Genomic DNA, 25,875 nt, shown 5'->3' on the forward strand with positions numbered 1-25,875 from the left:
TTACCCCTTGATGTATCTATCTAATTTTTGATCATGTTCATTGATACTAAAGTCATCAATTTCTTGGAAATCATAGATGACACCAACTACATGACTTGGACGATGTTTCGCTAAAAAATAATCGTAAAAACCTTTTCCATATCCTACGCGATATCCTTTTTTCGATATTGCTAAAGCTGGTGTAAGGATATAATCGATTTGATCGTCAATAATATCTCCATTAATAGGTTCTGAAACACCAAAACTACTAGCAGCAAATTCTTGGTGTGGATAATATTTAATGAAATGCATACCATCATCCATAATTTTAGGGAATGCAAATGTTTTTTTAAGATTTAACAATTCAAGCAAATTGACTTCATTTCGCATAGGATAAAAAATAGCAACACATTTTGCGTCTATATAATCTTTATCATGTTTGATTTGTTGGATGATATGACGGTTTTTCTTTATCATTTCTGAGCGATCAAACTTACTTCTCATCTCCAACATTTGTTTTCTTATCTCTTTTTTTGTCATGACACAATATCCTTATAGTAACAACCATGCGCGCTAAACTGTGGGTTCTCAGCAATTTTCAATGCTTGTAGAGAAGCTTGGTATAGTTGATGCTCATCATGCGCATCACTACCACCAATTGCTATACCTGCAAACACTTCAAGTTCAGCAGAAATCGATCCATATTGCATTGTTAGGTTTAAGAATGTCTTATTTGATTTAATGCCATTTGCTAGAACATCCATTTTTCTTGGATCAGTAATTGTAATGGCAAACTCAATACCTGACACTCTAAAAATATCTCCACTTTCAGTAACAAAGGTTGTTCTTAGTTTCTTAATATATTCAGCCATCAGCATATTTCCGACTTCACGTCCATGCGTTTCATTAATCTTAGGCATATTTTTTAATCTAATCAAAACCAATTGGAAATATCTATTATCTTTGAATAACTTATTCATCGATACCATCATTTCATTATGGTCTTTTAATTTGTCTAACTCATCTATATTACTTGCTAAATAATGCTTTGTCTTCATTGGATTTAATGTACCCATAATAACAGCACTATGTTGGTCTTCAAATAGTCTTATACCTTTTTCTTTAAACCACATATAACGGTTATTAACCATGATGCGATAAGATGTAGAATACTGTTTTTTATTGATGCTTAAATCGCCTATCAAAGCCAAATACTTCTTCAGGTCCTCCGCTTCAATCATACGTCGAAAATCTGTTAAATCTAAGGTGTTCCCAGGAAGATTAAGCATGCGAACTAATGCATCGCTTGCCCAAATTGTTCTTTCATCTAAATCTATATAAAATAAACCTTCTTCGCTAATTTGAAGTGTTGCTATAAACTTGTGTCTAATACTTTCTAATTCGGTGCTTCTATCATTCAACTCTTTTTCAACAGCTAGTAGATCAAAATCCGTTTTCTTTTCACCAACACAAATTCTGCCCTTATATTTCCCTAATGCATAAACGGGTTGCATCACCATATGTAAAATGACAGGATTACCATCAAAATTTAAAAATGTCAATTCTTGAACTTCGCTATCACCAGCTTTTGCATTTTCTTTATATTCTAAAAAATAATTTTCTAAGGCTCTGTTATTTATGTCATTTCCATTAAACTTTGTAAATCGTATAGACTTATTCAATACACTAAAAAACTTTTTACCAATGATATCTTCTTTCTCCAAATTAAGTTCATGTAATAAACTTGAAGACATATCACGGACACGTTCTTTTGCATCAACAACATAATAAGCATTCCATCTGCTATTTTTAATTGATTTAACGAATAACTGATAATGGTTCGCTTTTAAAGTAGCGGTCTTAAATGTCGAATAAAGTACTAATAAAAATACGAAATAGACAAAGAAGTTGAACCCTACATATATATTCTCATACATGGAGTTACCAATAATCATAGATTCATATATAACAAAAACCATCACTGCGATGGTAATGTTAAAAAAAGCGAGTATGAGTCGGTTTTTTAAAACTTTTTCACTTTGTATACTTTGAATAATTACAAGAAACAATGTGAAGAAGGTAATGATTAATGGATATATAGGATGTTGTAAAAGCATATAATCACCACGCAATATTTGGAAGTACATAAGCAAAGAACAAAATGATTAATGTAATAATCACAGATACTACATACGTAAACCATTTGTTTTTACTAAAATATATAGAAACTTTTTCTGCAAAGTTTCTGTTCGCAAAAGCCTTCAGAGGCTCTAAAAATATATTCATTATTCTCTTCATCATGATACCCTCATTTCATGAACATATTGATGTATTCCATCAATTTGTCGCGATCATTGATTTTTAGCATGATGCCTTCAACTGCTATTGAAACATGACCTGTCTCTTCGGAAACAATTACCGTTAAACTATCTGTCATTTCACTAATACCTAAACCAGCACGGTGTCTAGAACCCATCGTTTTATCGAAGTTTTCATTATCAGATAATATAAAGTATGCTCCAGCACACAAGATACTATCACCACGAATAATGACACCACCATCGTGTAATGGTGTATTAGGTGTAAATATATTGATTAAAACTTCTTTAGATACTTCACTATTCATCATAATTGCACGATCAGCATATTGATCAAGTGTATTATGTTTTTCAATCGTAATTAAAGCTCCAATATTTTGACTTGATAAATACATCGCTGCGTCAACGATTGATTGCTTTGTTTTTTCACTACCCATGACGAGTGTTTCAGATCTTGCATCTGCTTTCCAAACAACTTCTAAAGATCTTCTTATATCCGGTGCCATAATAACAATCATCAAAATAGGCATCCATTCAGCCAAATATGTTAAAACAGGTGTACTAATTAACAAATTAAACTGATTCGCAAAATACGCAAGGATATACACAAACAAAAAGGAGATTGCTATAGATAGCATTCTTTTGTTACTTACTAATACTTTGACTAGGAAAAAGACCAATACCCAAACGATATAGGCATCAACAATCACTTTCCAAATTGGAATTCCAAATATCATACCATCGCACTCCTTTTAAACTAACTTTATTATATCACAACATCAAAGTGCTATAAAAGAAAAATGGGTTTAATTTTTACATCAAATGAATTATTAAAATCTAATATCCAAAGCCTTAATAAACAGTTTGTTATTGCATATTTTAGCGTATCGAACTATAATAAGAATGATATTAGTGTATTCAACTTATCCAATTTTTACTTTTGAAAGTCATTTGAATACATATGAGGAGGTATCAACATGATTAAACTACGAAATGAAGTTGAGATAAACATTGTTTAAATGCCCCCTAAGCAGATAATTATGATTCAAAGCAATTGAAACATTAACAGATCCTTAGGCGCATTTCATATGGTCTTATTGTATAAGGCAGAATGAAAAGCACTTTTTTTATAGGTGCAAGACTTACGCCTATCAGCACGATAGAGAAACATGAGGTATATATGGATCAAGCATTATTAGTTGGTTTAAGTTATAAAGAAACCACAGAACAAACATTAAATTCATTAAACGAGCTAGAGCATTTGGCTTTAGCATTAGACATTCAGACAAAAGATAAAGTTATTCAAAATGCAAAGACAATATCATCGAGATTTTATATTGGTAGTGGTAAAGTACAAGAAATCAAAAAAATGATTGAAGTCCTGGATATTGATATCGTTATTTTTGACGATACACTGTCTCCTGCACAATTGAAAAACTTAGAAAAAGAGTTAGAAATACAAATCATTGATCGAAGTTTTTTAATACTTTCAATATTTGCCGAAAGAGCTCAAAGTAAAGAAGCTGTATTAGAAGTATCACTAGCACAAAAAATGTATATGTTACCTAGACTTGTAGGATTAAACAATTCACTTTCAAGACAAGGTGGAGGTAGTTATAACGCAAAGGGTCCTGGTGAAACAAAACTTGAATTAGATCGTAGAAAATTATTAAACGATATATCTTTAATTAAGGCTGAACTAGCAAAAATCAAAGCTGAAAAACAGATTTCTAGAAAGCAACGTATAAAAAATAGAATACCTGTGGTTGCCTTAGTAGGATATACGAATGCAGGTAAATCATCTATTATGAATAGCTTAAGTGATTACTTACATCATGACTCAGAACATGTATTAGAAAAAAACATGTTGTTTGCTACATTAGACACAAAAGCGAAAAGACTTCAAAAAGATAACAATCAACCATTTATATTAGTTGATACAGTTGGTTTTGTTTCAAAACTTCCACATGAGTTGATTCGGTCATTCGAATCAACATTGAGCGATGTTGTTAGTGCAGATCTACTACTTCATATCGTAGATGGTGCCTATTTCAATCAGTTACAAATCGATACTACAAAACAAGTATTAACCGAGATTGGTGCTGACCATATTGAAAGATTATTAGTTTTAACAAAAAAAGAAATTGCATTGAGCACTCCGCAAATACAAGAAGATTACATTTTTGTGTCCAATCGAACAAAAGAGAATATTGATGCTTTGGTCGATGCAATTTATGGTCATATTTACAAATCAAATCGTATTCAATACTTAAGAATTCCTTTTGATAAAGGACAAATTTATTCCCAAATAAAAGAAAATAATACTGTTTTAGAAACAAAGTATGAAGAAGACGGTACATATGTTAAGGCTATTTTAACGCCTGAGCAAACGGATTTATTGAAGCAATATATTATTAGTAAAGATTAAATTTAATATGTGCTAAAAGAGGTTATTAACTATGAATAGCCTCTTTTTTTATGTTTATATATGTGTTTGTGCTATTGAAAGTCTCTTCCAATTGATAAATGCGTACGCATCGTGAACTAAAAATATAACAAAACAAAGAAATATTGGGACATATGATATATCAGTCAATGATGTTATTCCCCATAAAACAATGAGTACAAGATCGTTTGCTATATAAAAAAGTGCATAAAATCTTGATCTAAAAATCATAAACATGGATGCTAAAAAACTTGTTACTATTGAAAGCGTACTTATAAAAATATATGGTGTTTGAAAATAGTTAAGTATGAAATAGAAAAGAGTTGTTACCAAAGGTGTAATGACAATTAGAAAAATAATGTGTTTTCTTTGAATGTGCCCCACTGATACAGTTGCTTTGTCAACATGATAGGGATGCTTCATCCATGATATGAATGCAACCAGTGCACTCGGCAAAGTCATGAGTGCATAAGTTATTGTTTCACTGTAATATCTTAGCTGCAAAGAAACCAGAGAATAGCTTAAACTAAAAATCACTACTAAAATTTGACCAAGTGGTTCTCCTTTAGCCAAATATAAAAGTGCGGTCACACCAATGATAGTTATACCTAAATAAAGAAGATTCGATCCACTTATTATAAAAGATAAAACTAATACTATTACTGAAATTACCCACAAAATAACTTCTGACTTTTTAAATGATACCCTATACAATTTCTTCATCTTCTATTTCCCCATAAAAAATAAGCATCACTTCTATACATCTTCTAAGACCTAACGATGTATAGACTTAATGCTTATCGCACGAACTACCCGGTGGCAGTTCTTTTTTTCTTCAATTTTATTTTTTTACTTATTCAACTTGTTTTGGTTGCTTTTTAAGATTCAGTAAGCCTAATGCAAGTAGGAATAAACCTGGTGCTAAAAATATAAACAATAATACATGAATAAGCATTTCATTTGTTATCAGATTGGATGCGAATATGAACACTCCAATAGACACAAATAGTAGTGATAAGAAAAATAACCACATTTTTTGTTTCTCAGCACTGAAATAACCACCTATCAAACCAACAACCCCGTGAACATAAATAACAAGACCTATCCATAATGAAGGACTACCTCCTGTATTGGTTATAAACATAATACTTACTAATAAACCGATTATTAATTCAAGGATTAATAAACTTAGAATTAATTTTGATTTAGGTTTCTTGAGTCCTGGATAAATGAGTAAAACAACAATAGCTAAGATCATTAAACCAATTGCGACATTTTTGATGTTTTCACCAATATCTGGTTGAATAAAAACAAAAACAATACCTAAAACGATGAGTATAACTCCAATGACAATATTTACGATTGGAAATTTTTTCATTTGATCTAACATGAATCATCCCTCCTTATATACTTATTATAACACTTACTAAATTTCTTTATTTAAAATGTTTCTTAATGATATTCATTCACATCATTTCACTTAAATAATTGTTTTCTTTTAAATCAATTAAAACCTTGAGTTCTCTTTCAATCCAAGTTGCTTGGTCCTGAAAATGACTTAAAGCTTGTTTATTATTTTCAATGGCTTCTTCTAATGTAACGAAACATAAATGATATCCATATTCAACTTCATAGTCATCTAATTTTGTTTTGCTGATATCTGATGAGACATTGCAAGTGTAGTATTTCGATTCCATATGAAATACTTCTTTATCATTAAAAGTAGACTTTCGTTTTTCTATGTACATTCCATAAGGTTTTACTGATTCTTTGATAATATTTAATCCTGTTTCCTCAGTGGTTTCTCTAATCAGAGCATCAATTTCAGACTCTCCATCTTCAATACCTCCACCTGGAAATTTATATTCCCCATACTTAATACTTTTAACTAATGCTATAAGATTATCTTTAAATATAATGGATCTAACTGCTCTACGAAAATATGTGGTCTCATTCATTTCATAATTTTTTTTATCAAATTGCTCAATAATTCTCATACATACCATCCTTGTTTGATTAAAAGAAACAAAAGAGTTGAGGTAACTTTCGTTTATTTTATGACTTGTTTTCTATAGTTATAAATGACGCCACCAACAGAACTTTTGTGCTTGAAAACTTCAAATCCTCTATTAAGTAATTCCTGATCTGGTTTGGTTCTAACAATATCATCATCACCATTACAAATAACGATATAACCACTATTTTTGATGACTCTGGTCATTTCTTGAATTTCTTGCTCATAGTTATCACCAACAACATGACCGCTAATGACTGCGTCAAATGTATTACCTTCATAAGGTATCGATTCAACAAACCCATCTAAGACTTTCACATTGGTGATATGATGATCCTTAATATAATCTCTCATATATTCTCTAAGCATATCTACAGGTTCGCTTGCATATACTCTTTTTGCATGCTTAGCAGCTGCAAACGTTAAGCGACCTGTACCTGCACCTAAATCTAGAACAACCATATCTTTTAAATTAATAAGTTCATTTAAGTATTTTTCATCCCAAGCATAGATATAATTACAATTAAGTTGCATCATATGAGGTTCAGTATAAATGATGTCTGTTTCCATGGCTTCCATGAGTTCTATTTCTTTTTTTCTTAATTCTTCTTTACTTAAGTTAGTATAAGCTCCTTCTAAAAGTCTTGCTATACCTTTTTTAGTTTCAGGTGCCCTTTTGGTAATATACCAACATAGTTTTGGGTTATCTTTAAGCAGAGCACCTAAAACACGCGATAAATCTTTTAACTCAGAAACTTCAATTGTTTCATACTTCTTAAAAATCATTTTTAATAACCAACGATCCATTAAGAAAAAGTGATCTATTGAAAAATCTTTGCCATCAATCCAATCGTATCTTGACATTTTTTTCTCCCAACTATTCTTTATTTTTCAATCACTCAAAAAATGCGTTTAAATGTTCAACGACTTCATTTCTTGTCTTCGATTGAGATAATTTTTTCCTAAGCGAACTAGAGTTCTCCATTCCTTTTAAATACCATGGTCCATGACTTCTCATTTCAAGTACAGCTGTTTTTTCACCTTTTAAGTCAACCAATGAGTCAAGGTGTTCTATAATCATTTTCTTAATTTCTTGATTGGATGGTCTTTCTAGTATCGTTCCATCTTTAAGATATGCATCAATCTCTCTAAATATCCAAGGATTGCCTAAAGCTGCCCTACCAATCATGACTGCATCACAACCTGTATACTCTAGCATTCGTTTAGCACTTGGTCCATCTATAACATCCCCATTACCAATAACAGGTATATTAACATTTTCTTTAACAGCTTTGATAACTTCTAAATCTGCATATCCACCATAACCTTGAGATCTTGTTCTTGCATGAACAGTGATTGCGGATGCTCCAGCTGCTTCAATCCTTTTAGCAACTTCAACAGCGTTGACATTTTGATGATCCCAACCACTTCTTATTTTAACCGTAACTGGTTTGCTAACCTTTTTAACAATTTCCTTAACAATTTCATATATTTGATCAGGGTTCTTCATTAGAGAAGCTCCAGCTTGTGCCTTGATGGCAACCTTAGGTACTGGACATCCCATATTAATATCAATAATATCTGCATTACTGTTTTGATCAATATATAAAGCAGCCTCGACCATTGTATTTAAATCTGATCCAAATATTTGTTGAGCCATTGGTTTTTCTACATCTGTCATATATAATAATTTAATTGTTTTTTCGTTATTATATAGTAACCCTTTATCAGAAACCATTTCAGCAAAAACTAATCCCGCTCCATATGTTCTAGACAATATACGAAAAGGACTGTTTGATACACCAGCCATTGGTGCTAAAATGATTTTATTTTCAATTTCTAAATTTCCTATTTTAAAAGACATGAAATCACCCGATTTATTGTATCATAGGTTTACATAACTTTCAATTATGCTACAATAGATAAGTAAGGAGATGACCTCATGAAAGACTATGCTTTAATCGCTTATGCTTATGATAAAACAGTAAGAATATATGTTGCTACATCAACAAATCTTGTTGAAGAATCGAGAAGAATCCATAAGACTTGGCCAACCTCAACTGCTGCGTTAGGTCGTTTTTTAACAGTATCTGCAATGATGGGATTAATGTATAAAAAAGAAGAACGTATAACGCTTAGGATTAAAGGAGATGGGCCAATAGGTTCAATGCTTGTTGAGGCAAACAGCCTAGGTGAAGTTAGAGGAGAAATTGGTAATCCTAACGTTTATTTAAAATATGAAAATGGTCCGAAAAAAGGCAAACTCAACGTAGGTGCTGCAATCGGTGAGGGTTTCTTGCATGTCACAAAAGATTTAAAGATGAAAGATTTCTTTACGTCTTCATCAAGATTGCAGACAGGTGAAATTGGAGATGACTTTACATATTACTTTGTGGTTAGTGAGCAAATACCTTCTTCTGTTGGTGTTGGGGTTTTAATAGATATCGATCAAAGTGTTTTAGCAAGTGGTGGATATATCCTTCAGCTAATGCCAAACGTATCTGAAGAGACCATAAGCAAATTAGAAGAAATCATTTCTACAATACCTTCAATGACTCGCTTAATTCAACAAGGTAATACTCCAGAAGAAATATTAAAAATATTATCCAATCATACGGAACAAATATTAGAGAAAAAGGAAATTTTTTATGTTTGTCATTGTTCCAAAGAAGGCTTTAAAAAGTCATTATCCACTTTAGATGATCAAGAACTCAAAGACATGATTCATGAAGATGAACAAGCTGAAATCGAATGTCATTTCTGCAAGAAAAAATATGTGTTTAGCAAAGAAGAACTTCAAGAGATCCGCAAGACCAAATCTAAATCAAAATCAAAGTCCAAATAAAAGAGAACTCACATATGGTGAATTCTCTATTTTTTTATTTCTTCTTCTTTGAGTTCTTACGCATTTTGCTAAGACCTCTAAAAATCTTAAGGTTTAAAACATCTACTAATCCTTCTGCCCAGTATAAGTTATATTTTCCGGCACTAAATAATGCAAGCATTTGAATTGGTGTTTCCATTAAGGTTTGCTTGATAAATTCTCCCATCCACTCATCTTCCATATGTGCGGTTGCCTTAGAACTTTCTTTCATAATCTTTTTAGTAATGCTTCTGCCAACAAATGTTTTCTTCGTATCCTCTAGTGTAGATGATAAGGTATACGGTCTTCCTTTTTTAATATGTTTGGGTGGTAACTCACCTTGATAGATTTTCGCAAAATCCGTTGTTTCGTATGTATATTTGACATAGCTTAATTCTGGATGCTTAACTTTTTCTCCATCAAGTTCTACTGAAAATGAGTGAATGATATCTTCAACATTTTTTGAGATGTTAATCAAATATTCACCTTGTTCAATCATAAACTTTCTTTTATAAATATCAAAATATTCAAATGCACTTTTTGGTAAAGTCAATGTGACTGTTTTAGTTTCATCTGGATTTAATTCAACTTTCTCAAATTGTTTCAACTCATATTTAGCACGGTAAACAGTAGTCTCCTTATTTTCAATATAAATTTGAACAACTTCTTTACCCTTAATATCTCCAATGTTTTTAAGATCCATAGAAATAACGAATGCATCTTTGTTTTCTTCAATTCCAAAATTTGAGTATTCAAACTTTGTATAGCTTAATCCATGTCCAAATGGGAAATGAACTCTTTGATTGTAACTTTGATAATATCGATATCCTACATAAATAGATTCATCGTAGTAAACAGAGTTGTTATCATTTGTTAGCTGTACATTGCATATCTTAATATCATCTATAAAAGTTTCAGCTAGCCTTCCAGATGGATTTGCTAATCCGTAAAGCAAATCCATAATAGCAAGACTTGAAGCTTGCCCACCTAAATACGCAAGTAAAATAGCTTTCATCGGTGGTTTAAAATGAAGATTCATAACCGAACCACCCATTGCTACAATAGCAATGTTTGGATTTATTTCTCTAATTTTCATCAATAAGGAAACTTGATTTTGTGGAAGGTTCAAAGTTTTTCTATCGAAACCTTCAACTTCATGTGATTCTGGTAATCCTAATAAATAAACTATTTTCTCTGCATTTTGTGCGATTTTCAAAGCTTCTTCAATCATTTGTTCATCATCTACATCTTTTTTAATTGAATAGCCTTTAGTTATTTGAATGTTCTTAGAATAATTTTTATAGATATCTGATATTTGATCTAATCGTGTTGGATTAATGTGAGAACTTCCGCCACCCTGATATCTAATGTCATCAACAAATCCACCAATGATAGCAACTTTATCTTTTTTATCTAGTGGTAGTATCCCTTCGTTTTTAAGCAAAACCATAGATTCTCTAGCAATAATTCTTGCTTCTTCATGATGTTTGTCAGGGTTATACTTCTTATCCTCAATCTTATGATAACTCTTAGCGGTTTGAACTAAACGTTCATAGGAACGATCAATTGCTCTTTTTAGAACATCATCACTCTCTACGGCTTTTAAAACTTGTTCACTTCTATATCCCATACTTGAAGGCATTTCTAAATCTGTGGATGCCTTAACGCTTTCTATTCGATTATGTACTGCACCCCAGTCGCTAACAACAATACCTTGGAACTTCCATTCTCTTCTTAAAATATTATTTAAAACTGGACTTTCAGTTGCATAATGTCCATTAATTTTATTATAGCTTGCCATAACACTTGCTGGTTTTTCTTTAATAACTCTTTCAAAAGCTTTTAAGTAAATTTCTCTTAATGCTCGATCATCAACAACACTGTTAATGAAAAAGCGATTCTTTTCTTGGTTGTTGCAAAAGAAGTGTTTTACTGATGTTCCAGTTCCACTAGTTTCCATTGCCTTAACAAAAGCTGCGCCTAATTCTCCTGATAAATAAGGATCTTCTGAAAAGTATTCAAAGTTTCTTCCACATAAAGGACTTCTTTTAATATTGATGCCTGGACCCAATACAATATTAACCTTGTTTGCTTGAGCTTCTTTGGCAATCAATTTAGCCATCTTTGCAATCAAGTCACGATCAAAACTACATGCCGTAAGACTTGCTGTTGGAAACGCCGTAGCAGGTATGCTACCTTTCAATCCTAAATTATCAGTCGATTCAACTTGCTTTCTCAAACCGTGAGGACCATCTGCCATCATGATCGAAGGAATTCCTTTTAGAGATTTGGTATGCCAAACATCCTGTCCATCAAGTAATGCTACTTTATCTTCTATGGCTAGTTTCATAAAATGTCCACCTCTTCTATATTTATAGATTCAATATCTATTATACTCTTTCTTTAACTAAGTGTCTTGTCATATCTAATAACGACCCACAATGACAAATGAAATTATAAACAAACTAACTTTCAAAATGTCTGATATTTCTTCTAATTTACCTAGTTAATTTAAATCGTTTTTGTTTTAATCTTTTCTTCTAACTTAAAATGTTTTATATTTTTATTTTTTTATTTTTTTTTACTCAATAATAATTTATATTTCATAGCAAAATCATATTTTTCATGTATTGAAGTTTATGTTTAATGGCCTTTTTTTGCCATTTAATGGTATTACATTCAAATATTGCTTCTGACGTGTCTTTTTCTTAATTTGTAGCATTAACTACTTTTCATTTTAGCCATTTTTGGTTTTGAAAACACACAAATTTATACAAATTTTTTGATATCTTTTGAGACAAATCTTCTCGTGTTTTTTTTATCATATTCGATACTCAGTTTATTTTATATTCTATCATCCAAGAAAAAAAGCTAACTCATTTTGAATTAGCTCGTCCTATTTAATTAAAATGTTTTTAATGCTTCTAATAATTCTTTAAGTGGGAGCCCAACGATTGTAAAGAAGTCACCTTTATAGTGATCAACTAGACTGCCACCTTCACCTTGAATACCATAAGCTCCAGCTTTATCCATAGGTTCTTTGGTCTTTACATAATTTTGAATTTCTAAGTCACTTAAGTTTTTCATGGAAACTTCTGTTTCACTAACAAAAGTTTTAATCTTTTCCCCTCTAATTAATGCAACTGCTGTATAAACAACATGACGATCTCCTGATAAAAGCTTAAGCATTCTACACGCATCTTCCTCATCAATGGGTTTGCCTAAGATTTGTTCCTCATAGACAACAATCGTATCTGCACCAATAACAGTATCTTCGGGATGGTCTTGAGCAATATGCATTGCTTTCATTTTTGCAAGTTCAGTTACATAATCAACAGGTTTTAATTTTTCATCAACAACTTCTTCTAAATGACTAGGTATAACGATAAAATCAAGTCCTGCATCTTTTAGGAGTTTTGCTCTTCTTGGTGAACCACTGGCCAATATCAACATAGTTTGACCCCCTTTATCGTTCTTAATTATAACACATCTTATAAGATATTTAGCAATTTATTTGTATGCTCGCATGATATAATAATACTATAGAAATGAGGAACTTAAATGAAACACATTATTAATCACTTGAAAAATCAACTTAATGTCAGTGTTAAAACTCCACTTATTGTATCGGTAAGCGGCGGTATTGATTCTATGGCATTATTGACTTTACTAGTTGAATCACCTTATAAAATTATAGTTGTTCATTTTAATCATCTAAAGCGTGAAGAGTCTGTTATTGAAAAAGATCTTGTTGAAGCCTATTGTAAAAACCAAGATATTCCATTTCACTATTATACGATTGAAGCATCAGAAGGAAACTTCCATCATCATGCTCATCATTTAAGAAAATATTACTTGATTGAAGTTGCTAAAATGTATAAAACTCCTTATATATTGACAGCTCACCACCTAGATGATTTGTTCGAAAATATATTAATAAAACTTACTCGTGGTAGTAACCTACTAGGTTATGCTGGTATGCAAATGATTCATCAAGATGGTAAGTATATTTATGTAAAACCTTTTTTATATACAAGCCGTGAGGAAATCAAAAAGTATGTAGAACAAAACGGAATCAAGTTTCTTGATGATGCCTCAAATGAAGAAAACTACTATTTGAGAAATAGATATCGTCATGCGATTGTTCCTATTATGAAACAAGAAAATGAACAATTGCTTGATCAAATTAAACAATACAACCAACAAGTTTCAACTGCATTTCACTTTATTCGAAAAACAACCAAATCTCTTGTATCGAGTAAAATGATGATAAGCATTGATTCATTTAAGACTTGGGATACCGCAATTCAAGATGACAGTATTGCCTATTTAATTGAGCATTATAAGTTGTCATTGTCCTATGAAATCATTAAGAAAATTAAAGATATGTTATTATCTAGTCAACCTAATCAAAATTTTACATTAAGTAATGATTATGCCTTTGTTAAAACATATAATGAAGCTTGTGTTAAACAAGTCTCTGACATAAAACCTTTGAAAATAGAGGTCAAAGAAGGGGATAATAAACTTAAAAGTGTGGCTATTTTCACATTTTTAAATAAAACCGATGTGAATACAACGGATTTTACGAAATTATGTTATAATAAATTAGCATTTCCACTCTGGATTAGACACCGTGAAGATGGAGATACATTGTCCTATGACTATGGTCATAAAAAATTAAAGAAGTTACTAATCGATTCAAAAGTGCCTATGGAAGAAAGAAATCGTTTATGGGTACTCACTGATAACGAAGACCACATATTATGGGTTCAAAACTATTATGTTAATGAAACCATGGGGGACAAAAATTGTTTCTATATCAAATTAAAAGAGGTAAAAAAACATGCATAACGACATTGCACAAATCTTAGTATCAGAACAGGAAATTAAAGAAATTTGTGTCAAACTCGGAAAACAATTGACAAAAGATTATCAAAATAAAAATCCATTACTTGTAGGATTGCTTAAAGGGTGTATGCCCTTTATGGCTGATTTATCAAGACAAATCGACCTGAAATTCGAAATGGCATATATGTCTGTATCAAGTTACCATGGTGGTATTGCATCATCTGGTGATGTTAAAATAAAAATGGACCTAGATATCTCAATCAAAGGTAGAGATGTATTAATTGTTGAAGATATTGTTGACACAGCAAATACAATTGTTACAATCATAGAATTATTCAAACATCGTGGTGCTGCTTCTGTTAAGATGGTGACCCTCCTCGATAAACCGGATGGTAGGTTAAGAGAATACCAACCTGAGTATGTAGGCAGAGAAATACCAAAAGCATTTGTTGTTGGATATGGACTTGACTATAACGAGTTATACAGAAACCTTCCTTATGTAGGTGTATTAAAACCAGAAATTTACAATCAAAAATAGCAAAGAGGTACTTTTATGAATCCAAACCCAAGAAGACAGGATCCAAAGAAAAAAATTGAATATCGTAAAAAGCCTGATTATCTAATCATGCTCTTTACTCTGATTATCGTTATTGGAGTTTTCTTATTTTTAAGAGATGCACTTCAAGGTGAAGTTGCGACATTAAACACTAGCGAAATCACACAAGCTGCTGAATCAAACTATATCGCATCTATAGAATATACGCCAGTTGGTGGCGATAATTATTACTTAGTGCAAATTAAAGGTACTTTTAGAGATGGAAGTGCTGCAGTAACATTTTATGGCACATCCAGTTTTGAAGGTATTATTCATATAGATGATGCCCAACAAATACTTATAACCGTTGAGAATAACGGCGGAGCAACAACGATAACACCAAGGTCTGGTATTACCATTTGGACTGTGTTAATTAATTTGGTTCCAATTATATTGGTACTCGTTATCTTATTTATCATCTTTAGAAACGCAAATAACCAAAATAGTAAAGCATTTGACTTTGCTAAAAATAGAGCTAAGCTAAATCGTGAAAAAGCAATTACATTTAAAGATGTAGCTGGTATGGATGAAGAAAAGCAAGAAATGGAAGAGTTAATTGACTTTCTTAAAGCGCCTAAAAAATATGTTGATATGGGTGCAAGAATCCCTAAAGGTGTACTTCTTGTAGGTTCTCCAGGTACTGGTAAAACACTACTAGCACGTGCTGTATCAGGAGAAGCAAATGTTCCATTCTTCTCAATATCAGGTTCAGATTTCGTTGAAATGTTTGTTGGTGTTGGTGCTTCTCGTGTACGTGACTTGTTTAAAGTCGCAAAAGAGAATTCGCCTTGTATTATCTTTATGGATGAAATCGATGCTGTAGGTCGTCAACGTGGTGCTGGTCTTGGTGGCGGACATGATGAAAGAGAACAAACGCTAAACCAACTACTTGTTGAAATGGATGGATTCACTACCAATATGGGTATTATCATCATGGCAGCTACTAACCGTCCTGATGTATTAGACCCTGCATTACTACGTCCAGGTCGTTTCGATCGTCAAATAACAATTAGTTTACCTGATGTACGTGGACGTGAGGCAATCCTAAAAGTTCACGCTAGAAATAAAAAACTTGATCCTAAGATTAAACTTAGTGAATTTGCATCTAGAATTCCAGGATTTAGTGGTGCTGATATAGAAAACTTATTAAATGAGGCTGCTCTACTTGCAGCAAGAGATAATAGAACACTGATTGCTGAACAAGATATGGATGAAGCAATTGACCGTGTTATGATGGGACCGGCTAAGAAGAGTAGAAAATACTCTGTCGATGAAAAACGTACAGTTGCTTATCATGAAGCAGGTCATGCAGTTATTGGTCTTAAACTTGAAGATGCGAATATCGTCCAAAAAGTTACTATTATTCCTAGAGGGCGTGCCGGTGGTTATAACCTGATGGTCCCTATTGAAGAAAAGTTCCTTGAAACTAAAAAATCACTAATCGCAAGAATCACTTCTTACCTTGGTGGTAGAGTTGCTGAAGAAATCATATTTGACACTGTAACAACTGGAGCATATAATGACTTCCAAGTAGCAACTAGAATTGCTAGATCAATGGTAACTGAGTATGGAATGAGCGATTTAGGTCCTATTCAATACGAAAGTTCTGGAGGGAATGTCTTCTTAGGAAGAGATTACTTCAAAGAAAAGAACTTCTCTGATCAAGTTGCACATGAAATCGATAAAGAAGTCAGACATATCATTACACAATGTTTTGAAAAAGCTAAAAACATTATTGAGTCAAACCGTGATTTACTAGACTTAATTGCTAAGTATTTAATTGAAGTTGAAACTTTAACTAAACAAGATATCGACGAGATTGTTTCTACAGGAGAATTATCTTGGTGGAAAGAGAAGAAAGAGTTGAATGGCGATGCGGCTTGATAAGTTTTTAAAAGTTGCACGCATTATTAAAAGACGAACTGTTGCAAAAGAAGCTGCAGAGAAATCTAAAGTTGAAATAAACGGTAAAGTCGCTAAACCTTCTTCTACGGTTAATGTTGGAGATGTCTTAACCCTTCATTTAGGTCTAAAAATAATTAACGTGAAAGTAATGAGTTTAGAAATGAAGAAAGACCAACTCATGTACGAACTTTTGTCAGAAGAAAAACGGCCATAACTATAATTATGGCCTTTATTATGATATAATATCTTGGATTAGGATTAGGAGGATAAATTCATGTATCCAGAAGATTTAAAAGAACAACAAATCGTGCGTAGAGAAAAAGCACAAGAATTAAAAAATAGAGGTATTGACCCATTTGGTCATAAATACGAACGTACACATACAAGCAAACAAATCTATGACTTGTTTGATGCTTTTGATCATGACCAATTAGAAGAAAAAAATGAACATGTTTCTATCGCAGGTAGAATCATGTTAAAAAGAGGTCAAGGTAAAGCCGGTTTTATGCATATCCAAGATAGAGATGGACAAATACAAGTCTATGTTCGCCAGGATATGATTGGTGAATCAGCATATGAAACATTTATATCTTCAGACTTAGGAGACATCGTTGGTATTAAAGGTGTTGTTTTTAGAACAAAAACAAACGCTTTAACGATAAAAGCTACAGAATTTACTCATTTAACCAAAGCACTTCGTCCTTTACCTGATAAGTTCCACGGATTACAAGACAAGGAAGAGGCAAGACGTCGTCGCTATGTTGACCTAATCGTTAATGAAGAATCCAAAAGAGTCGCGATGTTAAGACCAAAAATTATTCGTTCAATTCAAAAGTTTTTTGACAATAAAGGCTTTATTGAAGTAGAAACACCAGTATTGCACAGCATACTTGGTGGAGCAGCTGCACGTCCATTCGTTACACACCACAACACTTTAGACATGGATTTCTATTTAAGAATAGCAACCGAACTACCATTAAAAAGATTGATCGTTGGTGGTCTAGAAGCTGTATATGAAATCGGTAGATTGTTTAGAAACGAAGGGATGAGCGCAAAACACAACCCTGAGTTCACGACGATTGAAGCTTATCAAGCATATGCAGATATGCAAGATATGATGAATTTAGTTGAAGACTGTCTATCTACAGTAACATATGATATCTTAGGAACTTATGATATTCAATATAGTGATCAAACCATTCACATGCAACGCCCTTGGAAACGTTGGCATATGGTCGACGCGATTAAAGAACTATCGGGGGTAGATTTTTGGAAGCAAATGTCACTTGAAGATGCTAAGGCTTTGGCTAAAAAACATGATATTCATGTTGAAAAACATTTTAGTTATGGACATATCGTTGAAGCATTCTTTGAAAGATATTGTGAGGAACAAATCATACAACCAACTATGGTTTATGGACATCCAATTGAAATCAGTCCATTAGCTAAGAAAAACGAGCAAGATCCAAGATTTACTGATCGTTTTGAATTGTTCATTATGAAGAGTGAATACGCAAACGCATTTAGTGAACTCAATGATCCAATTGACCAAAGAGAACGATTTGAAAATCAAGTTAAAGAAAAAGATATGGGTAATGAGGAAGCAACCGAAATGGATATCGATTTTGTCGAATCATTAGAATATGGCATGCCACCTACAGGTGGTCTTGGTATTGGGATTGACCGTTTCGTCATGTTACTCACAAATACTCCAAATATTAGAGACGTTATATTATTCCCACATTTAAAACATCGTTAACCAAAGTAAAGGCAGCTCAAGCGAGCTGCCTTCCTTTTTTATATTTTTTTAACTGGTTTCGCTTCAATATATCCACGATGACTTTGTGGTTCTAATTGGAACGATGGATGTTTATCATCCCACTCATATCCATATAACTTAGGATCAAATACTGCAATATGATCTTGGATTACTCCAATTTCTTGCATAAAGTTTACATCATCATATGGTTCACCTTGAAAAATCATCATTTGACATGCATCAAGTTCAACGACATCAAAATCGTCAGGTATTTGTTGATGATAATCTAGATTAATTTCAACACCTTGCACATACTCTGACGTATTAGGTTTAACTAAATGTTTTGGTAACCAGAATCCAGCTGGTTCATATAATGCATCAGGAATACTCGCTAAAATACCCCACACATCACAACCAACTTCTTCGCAATAAGGAAAATAACTTTTGGCTTTTATTCCTCTTTTAATAATTGCCTTTCTTTTAGGTCTTTCTACAACTTGAACAAATACAGTTTTACTCTTCATAATTTTTACCTCTTCCTTTAATTTTAGGACGTGTCTACTTAATACACTATAAGGTATGAAGTATTGAACAGGTATTGGATTCTTCTGATATTTTTTTGGTGAAACACCAAATGTTTTACTAAATGCTCTTGTAAATCCCTCATGATAATCAAATAAATAATTTAAACTAATATCAATGATTTTAATCTTCTTCTTGTGTCTCATTGTTTTAGCAGCATCCGTTAATCTCATTAAACGTATATAATCAAATAAGTTCTGATCAGTTAACTCTTTGAATAAACGTTCTGTATGAGATGGTGAATAGCCAGAAACACGAGACAATGTTTTAAGCGTTATTTCTTCATTTAAATGATTATTGATATAGTCTTGAATTTTTTGAACTGCATTCAGTTGTTCAATTGACTTCATATGTATCACATCCACTTATAGTTTAATAGGTAAATCGAATAATTTCTTGACTTCAATCACTATAATATCATTAATTTGATACTTTATTAAGCATTCATGTCATTATTATTTCTCTAAACAACTTCAAATAGAATAATATGATAAAATAACCTTAAAGAAGGGGTTATGCTATGACACAAATAAAAGCAACTAACTTACAAAAGGTGTACCATGTTGAAAAACTTACCTATCCAGTTTTAAAGGGCATTGACTTATCTGTTAAACAGGGTGAGTTTGTTTCTATATGCGGTCCTTCTGGATCCGGTAAGACAACACTACTCTATACTTTAAGTGGTCTAGAACCTTATACTGGTGGCAGTGTTGTTTTATTTGATAAGGAACTCAACTTATATACCGATTCAGAAAAAGCAAAAATGAGATCTCATGACATCGGGTTTGTTTTTCAAATGTTTAACTTGATTCCAAACTTGACAGTTTACGAAAATATACTCTTGTCATCAGTCCTTGGAACACAAAAATCAAAATCTGAAATCCTAGATGTCCTAGACCTCGTGGGTATCAAAGAAAACAATGACTACTACCCGTACCAATTAAGTGGTGGTATGCAACAAAGAGTTGCTATTGCACGGGCATTAATCAATCATCCAAAAATTATTTTTGCTGATGAGCCTATCGGTAGTCTTGATTATAAAAACGGTTTGTCCATCATGCAACTATTCAAAAAATTGAATCAAGAGCTAAACGTGACTATTATTATGGTTACACATAATGAAGACACAACCAAGTATGGAACAAGAACATTGCATATGCTTGATGGGAAAGTGATTAAAGATGAAAACAGTAATTAACAAATTATTGTTTAGTTTTCGTTTTGCCTTTAAAAACATCATCCGTTTTAAAGTTCGGTCTATCTTAATTGTTTTAAGTTTTTTTGCATTATTTGCATCTTTACTTTTAGGTCTCTCGGTTAATGATTTTTTATATACATATTATTATGACGAGTTAGAAGACCAATATAGAACAATAGATTTTTCTATGAAAACAAATCTCAATAGTAATCTGAGATATTTTTCCATTACTCACCTTCAACAGAATACAGAGTTAAATGGCTACATAGAGACATATTACCCATTTTTTGAAATTGAGACAATTGTAGAGATTGATGCGTCAAATAAAACATATGTTAAGACGATGAGTTCGACGATTGAACATTTGATACCTGTGTCGAACTTAGACGAAAATACATCAATTGCATTAACAGATTCCCAAGTTGTCATAACAAAAAGTTTTTCTGAAAAGTATAGTTTAAACTTGAATGATTCATTTATGATGTACATTGGCTCAGCACAAAGAGATTTGCGAATAATTGAAATTGTTGAGGATGGGGGGCTATTTCAAGGCGATACTGTCTTCATCAACAAATCAAGTAGTATATCATTATTTTTAACCGCTATGAATCCTTCCTTAGGCACTTTGCCTCCATCTCTTTTAGTCAACATTTATAATAGAGTTTATTTTAATGTTGCCCAGGGTGTATCGGTAGATGAGGCAATGAATTTTGTCCAAAGTATAACCGCCTATGAGTCTTATGATATAGAGGAAGTCATTCAAACAAATGAAATCAATACAAGAATTAGACAAAATACCGTCATATTAGAACTTGTGATTTTTATCGTGATTGCTGCAATACTTCTTGTTATGCACACGACCTTTTTATTGTATTATGATGAGAAGAAAAAAACCTTTGCAGTCATCGGTTTATTAGGTGGACAATCTGCATTCTCATTGAGAATTGTTTTAATTGAACTTTTAATCCTTTACATCATCGCCTTTATTCCATCTATATTTATTGCCAACTTAGTTTTTACTAAAGGATTAACCTATCTAGGTTCAACATCAAATTATACAATAAATATTCAATCAGTAATAATAACCGCTTGCCTTACTACCGTGATATATCTTATGAGTACCTTATACTATTTGCATAAATTTAACAAAGCATCAAATATCACACAATCGAGTGATCTTGGCGCTGAAAAAAGATACCCAATGAAGACATTGACTTATTCACTTATTTTATCTGCTTTGTTATATGGACTCTTGTATCTTTCATTAATCAGCAAACCGCTGGGTAACATGCTACCTGTAATTAAAACTTTGTTTTCTTTGATCTTGCTATTTATATTATCATTCTTTTTAATTGGTCTCATCATACTCATATTTAAGAACAACTCGAAATTTACTCGATTTTATCTCCATTTAAAAACACTAGTTTCAAAAAATGCATTCCCTCAATATATATCAGTCATGATGGTTTGCTTCATTAGTATTTTTATGATTGTACAAGCAAATGATTACATGAAAGAACGCATAGAGATATTTGATCGGGAATATAGAATTGATTATGTCCTAACAAACTTCATCAGTCGTTACGATAGCACATATAACGATGTTCAAAACATAGAGAATGTTGAGACTGTAACAAAAGTAGGGTATTATCAAAACGTCGACTTTGGACATGAAATTGATAAAATTATTTCTGTTATCTCAATTGATAGTCAAGAGATAAGCACTTATTTCTCGCTTGATATCTCTCAAGATGATTTAAGTAAATTATCTCAATCATACGAACTCATCATTTTGCTTCCTCAAAAATACAATGAAATATATAAAATACATATTGGGGATCAGATCTATTTAACATTTAGCCCAACTAAGGAAAACATACCCTTTATAGTTGGTGGCTTCTTTGAAAAACAGTTATCCAATCAAGCTTTTATCAATATGCATCTAGTCGATGAGTATAAAGATTCCACATATAACGCAATGTTTATCAATAGCACCACTGATGATTCAACATTAAAAACAGAACTCATTGATAGGTACGGCCAAAATATGGTCTATATTATAGACTTTAATGAAATCATATCAAGTAGGATTTTTGAAATGGCTCAAACAACTTCTTATATTACTATGATCTTATCTGCAATCGTCCTTTGCTTCATTTTAGCTATTATTAATCACTCTTTCTTACTTCTTAATCAAATGGAAAATACTTATGCAAAACTGTATGTTGTAGGATTATCAATCAAGGGTATTCAAAAACTAATCATCAAAGAGTCGCTTATCGTTTTTACTCTTTTATTGCTTGTATCAATCTTTGGATACATACTAATAGCTTCACAGTTAAGAGGACTATTTATTTTACTGGGTCAATATGAAAATGTTGGTCTCTATGGAAGTTCCATTTGGTTTGGCAGTATGCTCTTGCTTATTGTGTACATATTAACAAAACTGATCTATTTACTTGGAATAAATCGAGTAAATCCTTCAAAAATACTCAAATATCATTAATTTTTTTGATTTTTTTAACTTTTAATCCCTCCTATTTGTAATATCTACAAATTTAGATGTATAATGTGGGTAATAACATGGGGGAAATAATCTTGAAGTAATTATATCCTTTGTGTTCGTATAATTATTTGTTGTTTGGCTGTTGGTCTAGACAGTATTTTGCTAAGTTTTATTGTGAACTATCAAGTGATATTTCATAGAATTAAAAGGAGGAAAAATGAGAAAATTATTAAGTTTTTTGGTTATGTTATTGGTCTCCTTAGTTATTGTAGCGTGTGGAGATACAACCATTGAGTTGGATACACCTGCAAATGTCGTTATCAATAACGGCATCGTTACTTGGGATGCAGTTGAAAATGCAGAAGAATATCGTGTTATTGTTGGTACAAACACTTACACTGTCACAACAACGACGTTTAACTTAAATACATTAGCTTTGGCAGAAGGTAGTTATCAGGTTACAGTGGTTGCAGTTGCGGGAGATACGGTTTCCTTACCTTCATCTTCAGCATCATATGTAGTTCAGGCTGATATATCTGATCCTGATCCAACAGTAATACCGATTAATGTCTACGCTGAAGTGCTTGCAATCATTAATGAAGAATATGTTCCAAATATGGTTGTTGGTGATTTTGACGAAGACTGGGAATTTGAAGAGTATCAAAGATTTTCTAATTTAGCTACTGCTTACAGTAATGCAACTCTTGCTAGAGGTATGACAGCTGTTAATGCAATTGGTTTCTTTGCACATATTAAAAATATGGCTGAATCAATGCCAATGATGGATTCTGTTAGTGGTATGATGGATGAACTAGATGCAATTTCTGATTTCAATATGTCAACTGAAGATTTCGCATACGTCGCTGTTGAACTCGGTTTAATCGCTATGGGAATCGGCTTAGATGAGATGGCCGAAAACAGTATGTATAGACAAGAAGAACTTGCACTTTATGAAGATCAGTTAGATGACATTTATGCAAGTCCTCAATATACAATGTTCTATAATGAACTAGAGGCATACACAACGACTGAAACACTACCTTATTTAGATGACGTTTTTACAGGTTATGATGAAGATTACTACTATATTACTAGTCAAATATCCTATATAGCAAGTCAATTGTTATATAATTATGATTTCCATGATTCAAATTATTTCTTAACACATTGGGATCCCGTTGTAAGAGCATTCTATGGAATACTCTTAGCTGCAAAGATGGATGGTAATAATGATTTACTTGAAGATTTGCTCGACAATAATGAAGCACCTCTATCTGTTTTAAATCAGGTTTACTGGCTTGCTGGTGAAATAAGATATCTAACACGAGAAATTGAAAAAGATCAAGAAAATATGATTAGATTAGGTGAATTACTCGCTTATTTCACTTTGAATAAAGCAATGTTGAGATCAACTATTCACGACGTTACTGATTATTTAGTAACAGTCTATAATAGTATAACTCCAACTTTAGTTGTTCTATTAGATGATGTCATGGAAGAAGGCCCATCGATGGAAGAAATGTTCTTAATTAAAGATGAAGTTGTGGCTATTTTACATGCAACACTTCCTGATGCTGAATATTTCTCTGATATGTACTATTTCATGTTTAATATCGCAAATGCATTAGGAGACTTTGATTTAGAGGACTTCTATGATTATACAGATTTTCTAGGTGAATTAGAACATGCTAAATTTGATCTATTCCTAGCATTTGCAGCTGCGGTAGATCAACAAACTGTTGAAGATATCATGATGATTGCTGATGAAATGGTTATCCCTGGTGAAGAACTCTATGACCCAGAGTATCAATATTGGTATTATACAGATGATACTTATGATTTTGAGAAAGTGGTAGCTTTAGCAGTATATGTCGGAACATTCCTAGAAGACTTCAAACTGGATAATGAAGCTAAGTTTACAACATTAGAAACATTACTTGGTGACGATGCGGTTAAAGAATTACTTCTTCTATTTGGTGATTTGGTCAAACAAGTCATGGCATTAGAGATGGATGAAGATGAATATGCAATGGCGGAATTCGTTATTGATGAAGTTCTAGCTGATTATGATAACATTGTTGCTGGTTTGAGTACTATATATGGTTTAGGTGCAGATGTGTTTGCTCAGTTTATTGCAACTGAAGGACAATTCTTCCTAGACTTCTATCAACTAACACAATCAGATATGGAAGTTATCGATCAAGCTACTGTTGCTCAAATCGAAAACGTATTTGCACAGCTTGTTGACTATAACAATATCTTAGCAGCAGGATTAACACAACCTGAAATCGAAAAGATTCTAACAGCAATTCGTGTTCCATTGATGATGCAAAATATGATGGAAGATGAAATGTTTGATCAAACTGAGTTCAATCTAACATTTGCACAATTAGTAACTCCTGTATCAACGGTGATTGCAAATGTAATTAATCTTGAAAACCAACTACTTACTATAGTTGTAGGTATGGATGTTGCTGAATTAATGTTTGACTCAAATTGGAATATTACTGAACAACATGCTTTAATGGGTATTGTGATTCTTGCTCTAGATGATTTATTTACATTAGCTAATGAGACATTATTCTTTGACACAATTGGTATCATAGGTGATGATATTCTATCAAATTCATTTATTATGGACAAAATGGGAACAACTCAACAAGAAATCGATGATATGATTGGTGGTATTGAATCTCACTTCCAAGCAGTATTTACAGATCTTCATATGATCGCTGCTTATGATTTCACAGATTTAACTGAAGGTCAAATTTCAGAAATCGAACAATTCTTTGCTTCAATGTTTGCTCTATTTCCTGAAGATTAATCCTTGATTAAATAAAACATTCAATAAATTGAAAG

22 protein-coding genes are annotated in these 25,875 nt (G+C 32.2%); 10 read left to right on the forward strand and 12 right to left on the reverse strand.

Annotated features, from left to right (window positions below; translation table 11 throughout):
- From QJ521_RS01145 to cdaA, 4 genes are read right to left on the reverse strand one after another with little or no spacing between them, the layout of a single operon-like run.
- Nucleotides 1-519 (reverse strand): 5-formyltetrahydrofolate cyclo-ligase, encoded by a 519-nt coding sequence (locus QJ521_RS01145; protein ID WP_282838568.1) that lies wholly within the window; start codon nucleotides 517-519, stop codon nucleotides 1-3.
- Nucleotides 516-2,096: a diguanylate cyclase domain-containing protein gene (locus QJ521_RS01150; protein WP_282838569.1), complete on the reverse strand. Its 1,581-nt coding sequence runs from the start codon at nucleotides 2,094-2,096 to the stop codon at nucleotides 516-518. Before QJ521_RS01150 ends, QJ521_RS01145 begins: the two co-directional genes overlap by 4 nt.
- A 4-nt stretch (nucleotides 2,097-2,100) precedes the next feature.
- Nucleotides 2,101-2,280 (reverse strand): hypothetical protein, encoded by a 180-nt coding sequence (locus QJ521_RS01155; RefSeq protein ID WP_282838570.1) that lies wholly within the window; start codon nucleotides 2,278-2,280, stop codon nucleotides 2,101-2,103.
- A 7-nt stretch (nucleotides 2,281-2,287) separates the two neighbouring features.
- A complete protein-coding gene (gene cdaA / locus QJ521_RS01160; protein ID WP_282838571.1) occupies nucleotides 2,288-3,034 on the reverse strand; it encodes a diadenylate cyclase CdaA in 747 nt (248 codons plus the stop codon).
- 443 nt (nucleotides 3,035-3,477) lie between these two features.
- On the opposite strand from cdaA, the gene hflX reads away from it, so the two are divergent.
- A complete protein-coding gene (gene hflX, locus QJ521_RS01165; protein WP_282838572.1) occupies nucleotides 3,478-4,725 on the forward strand; it encodes a GTPase HflX in 1,248 nt (415 codons plus the stop codon).
- Between the two features lie 54 nt (nucleotides 4,726-4,779).
- Here the strand turns inward: hflX and QJ521_RS01170 are convergent, their stop codons facing one another.
- The 5 genes from QJ521_RS01170 to dusB form a co-directional block, all read right to left on the reverse strand.
- Nucleotides 4,780-5,466: a nicotinamide mononucleotide transporter family protein gene (locus tag QJ521_RS01170; protein WP_282838573.1), complete on the reverse strand. Its 687-nt coding sequence runs from the start codon at nucleotides 5,464-5,466 to the stop codon at nucleotides 4,780-4,782.
- 130 nt (nucleotides 5,467-5,596) lie between these two features.
- Nucleotides 5,597-6,133: a hypothetical protein gene (locus tag QJ521_RS01175; protein WP_282838574.1), complete on the reverse strand. Its 537-nt coding sequence runs from the start codon at nucleotides 6,131-6,133 to the stop codon at nucleotides 5,597-5,599.
- Nucleotides 6,134-6,209: 76 nt separating this feature from the next.
- The gene (locus tag QJ521_RS01180) at nucleotides 6,210-6,740 is read right to left on the reverse strand and encodes an NUDIX hydrolase (RefSeq protein WP_282838575.1); all 531 of its coding nucleotides are present in this window, start codon (nucleotides 6,738-6,740) and stop codon (nucleotides 6,210-6,212) included.
- Nucleotides 6,741-6,793: 53 nt separating this feature from the next.
- Nucleotides 6,794-7,621 carry a class I SAM-dependent methyltransferase gene (locus QJ521_RS01185; protein ID WP_282838576.1) on the reverse strand — a complete coding sequence of 276 codons (828 nt, stop codon included), beginning with the start codon at nucleotides 7,619-7,621 and terminating at the stop codon, nucleotides 6,794-6,796.
- A 31-nt stretch (nucleotides 7,622-7,652) separates the two neighbouring features.
- Nucleotides 7,653-8,621, reverse strand: coding sequence for a tRNA dihydrouridine synthase DusB (gene dusB / locus QJ521_RS01190; protein ID WP_282838577.1), 969 nt, complete (start codon nucleotides 8,619-8,621; stop codon nucleotides 7,653-7,655).
- Between the two features lie 78 nt (nucleotides 8,622-8,699).
- On the opposite strand from dusB, the gene hslO reads away from it, so the two are divergent.
- Nucleotides 8,700-9,602 (forward strand): Hsp33 family molecular chaperone HslO, encoded by a 903-nt coding sequence (hslO, locus tag QJ521_RS01195; RefSeq protein ID WP_282838578.1) that lies wholly within the window; start codon nucleotides 8,700-8,702, stop codon nucleotides 9,600-9,602.
- A 34-nt stretch (nucleotides 9,603-9,636) separates the two neighbouring features.
- Here hslO and QJ521_RS01200 read toward each other — a convergent pair whose 3' ends face one another.
- Nucleotides 9,637-11,970, reverse strand: a complete 2,334-nt coding sequence (locus QJ521_RS01200) for a beta-glucosidase (protein ID WP_282838579.1) — start codon at nucleotides 11,968-11,970, stop codon at nucleotides 9,637-9,639.
- A gap of 554 nt (nucleotides 11,971-12,524) precedes the next feature.
- Nucleotides 12,525-13,073, reverse strand: a complete 549-nt coding sequence (locus tag QJ521_RS01205; RefSeq protein WP_282838580.1) for a Maf family protein — start codon at nucleotides 13,071-13,073, stop codon at nucleotides 12,525-12,527.
- 108 nt (nucleotides 13,074-13,181) lie between these two features.
- Between QJ521_RS01205 and tilS the strand changes: the two genes are divergently transcribed.
- From tilS to lysS, 5 genes are read left to right on the forward strand one after another with little or no spacing between them, the layout of a single operon-like run.
- Entirely contained in the window at nucleotides 13,182-14,474 is a 1,293-nt protein-coding gene (gene tilS, locus QJ521_RS01210; protein WP_282838581.1) for a tRNA lysidine(34) synthetase TilS, read from the forward strand.
- Entirely contained in the window at nucleotides 14,467-15,009 is a 543-nt protein-coding gene (gene hpt, locus QJ521_RS01215; protein WP_282838582.1) for a hypoxanthine phosphoribosyltransferase, read from the forward strand. The genes tilS and hpt overlap by 8 nt, the downstream gene beginning before the upstream one ends.
- Before the next feature lie 15 nt (nucleotides 15,010-15,024).
- Nucleotides 15,025-16,950, forward strand: a complete 1,926-nt coding sequence (gene ftsH, locus QJ521_RS01220; RefSeq protein WP_282838583.1) for an ATP-dependent zinc metalloprotease FtsH — start codon at nucleotides 15,025-15,027, stop codon at nucleotides 16,948-16,950.
- Nucleotides 16,940-17,185, forward strand: a complete 246-nt coding sequence (locus QJ521_RS01225) for an RNA-binding S4 domain-containing protein (RefSeq protein WP_347568069.1) — start codon at nucleotides 16,940-16,942, stop codon at nucleotides 17,183-17,185. The genes ftsH and QJ521_RS01225 overlap by 11 nt, the downstream gene beginning before the upstream one ends.
- A 60-nt stretch (nucleotides 17,186-17,245) precedes the next feature.
- A complete protein-coding gene (gene lysS / locus QJ521_RS01230; RefSeq protein WP_282838585.1) occupies nucleotides 17,246-18,730 on the forward strand; it encodes a lysine--tRNA ligase in 1,485 nt (494 codons plus the stop codon).
- Between the two features lie 38 nt (nucleotides 18,731-18,768).
- On the opposite strand, the gene QJ521_RS01235 is transcribed toward lysS, so the two are convergent.
- On the reverse strand, nucleotides 18,769-19,662 hold the full coding sequence (locus QJ521_RS01235) for a helix-turn-helix domain-containing protein (RefSeq protein WP_282838586.1): 894 nt from the start codon (nucleotides 19,660-19,662) through the stop codon (nucleotides 18,769-18,771).
- Nucleotides 19,663-19,832: 170 nt separating this feature from the next.
- Here QJ521_RS01235 and QJ521_RS01240 point away from each other — a divergent pair, with 170 nt between their 5' ends.
- From QJ521_RS01240 to QJ521_RS01250, 3 genes are all read left to right on the forward strand, one after another.
- A complete protein-coding gene (locus tag QJ521_RS01240) occupies nucleotides 19,833-20,510 on the forward strand; it encodes an ABC transporter ATP-binding protein (RefSeq protein WP_282838587.1) in 678 nt (225 codons plus the stop codon).
- Nucleotides 20,494-23,016: an ABC transporter permease family protein gene (locus tag QJ521_RS01245; RefSeq protein ID WP_282838588.1), complete on the forward strand. Its 2,523-nt coding sequence runs from the start codon at nucleotides 20,494-20,496 to the stop codon at nucleotides 23,014-23,016. The genes QJ521_RS01240 and QJ521_RS01245 overlap by 17 nt, the downstream gene beginning before the upstream one ends.
- Before the next feature lie 217 nt (nucleotides 23,017-23,233).
- Nucleotides 23,234-25,840 carry a hypothetical protein gene (locus QJ521_RS01250; RefSeq protein WP_282838589.1) on the forward strand — a complete coding sequence of 869 codons (2,607 nt, stop codon included), beginning with the start codon at nucleotides 23,234-23,236 and terminating at the stop codon, nucleotides 25,838-25,840.
- Nucleotides 25,841-25,875 lie beyond the last annotated feature (35 nt).

Source organism: Peloplasma aerotolerans, assembly GCF_030012175.1.
In the GTDB taxonomy this organism is placed as follows: domain Bacteria; phylum Bacillota_I; class Bacilli_A; order Acholeplasmatales; family Acholeplasmataceae; genus Peloplasma; species Peloplasma aerotolerans.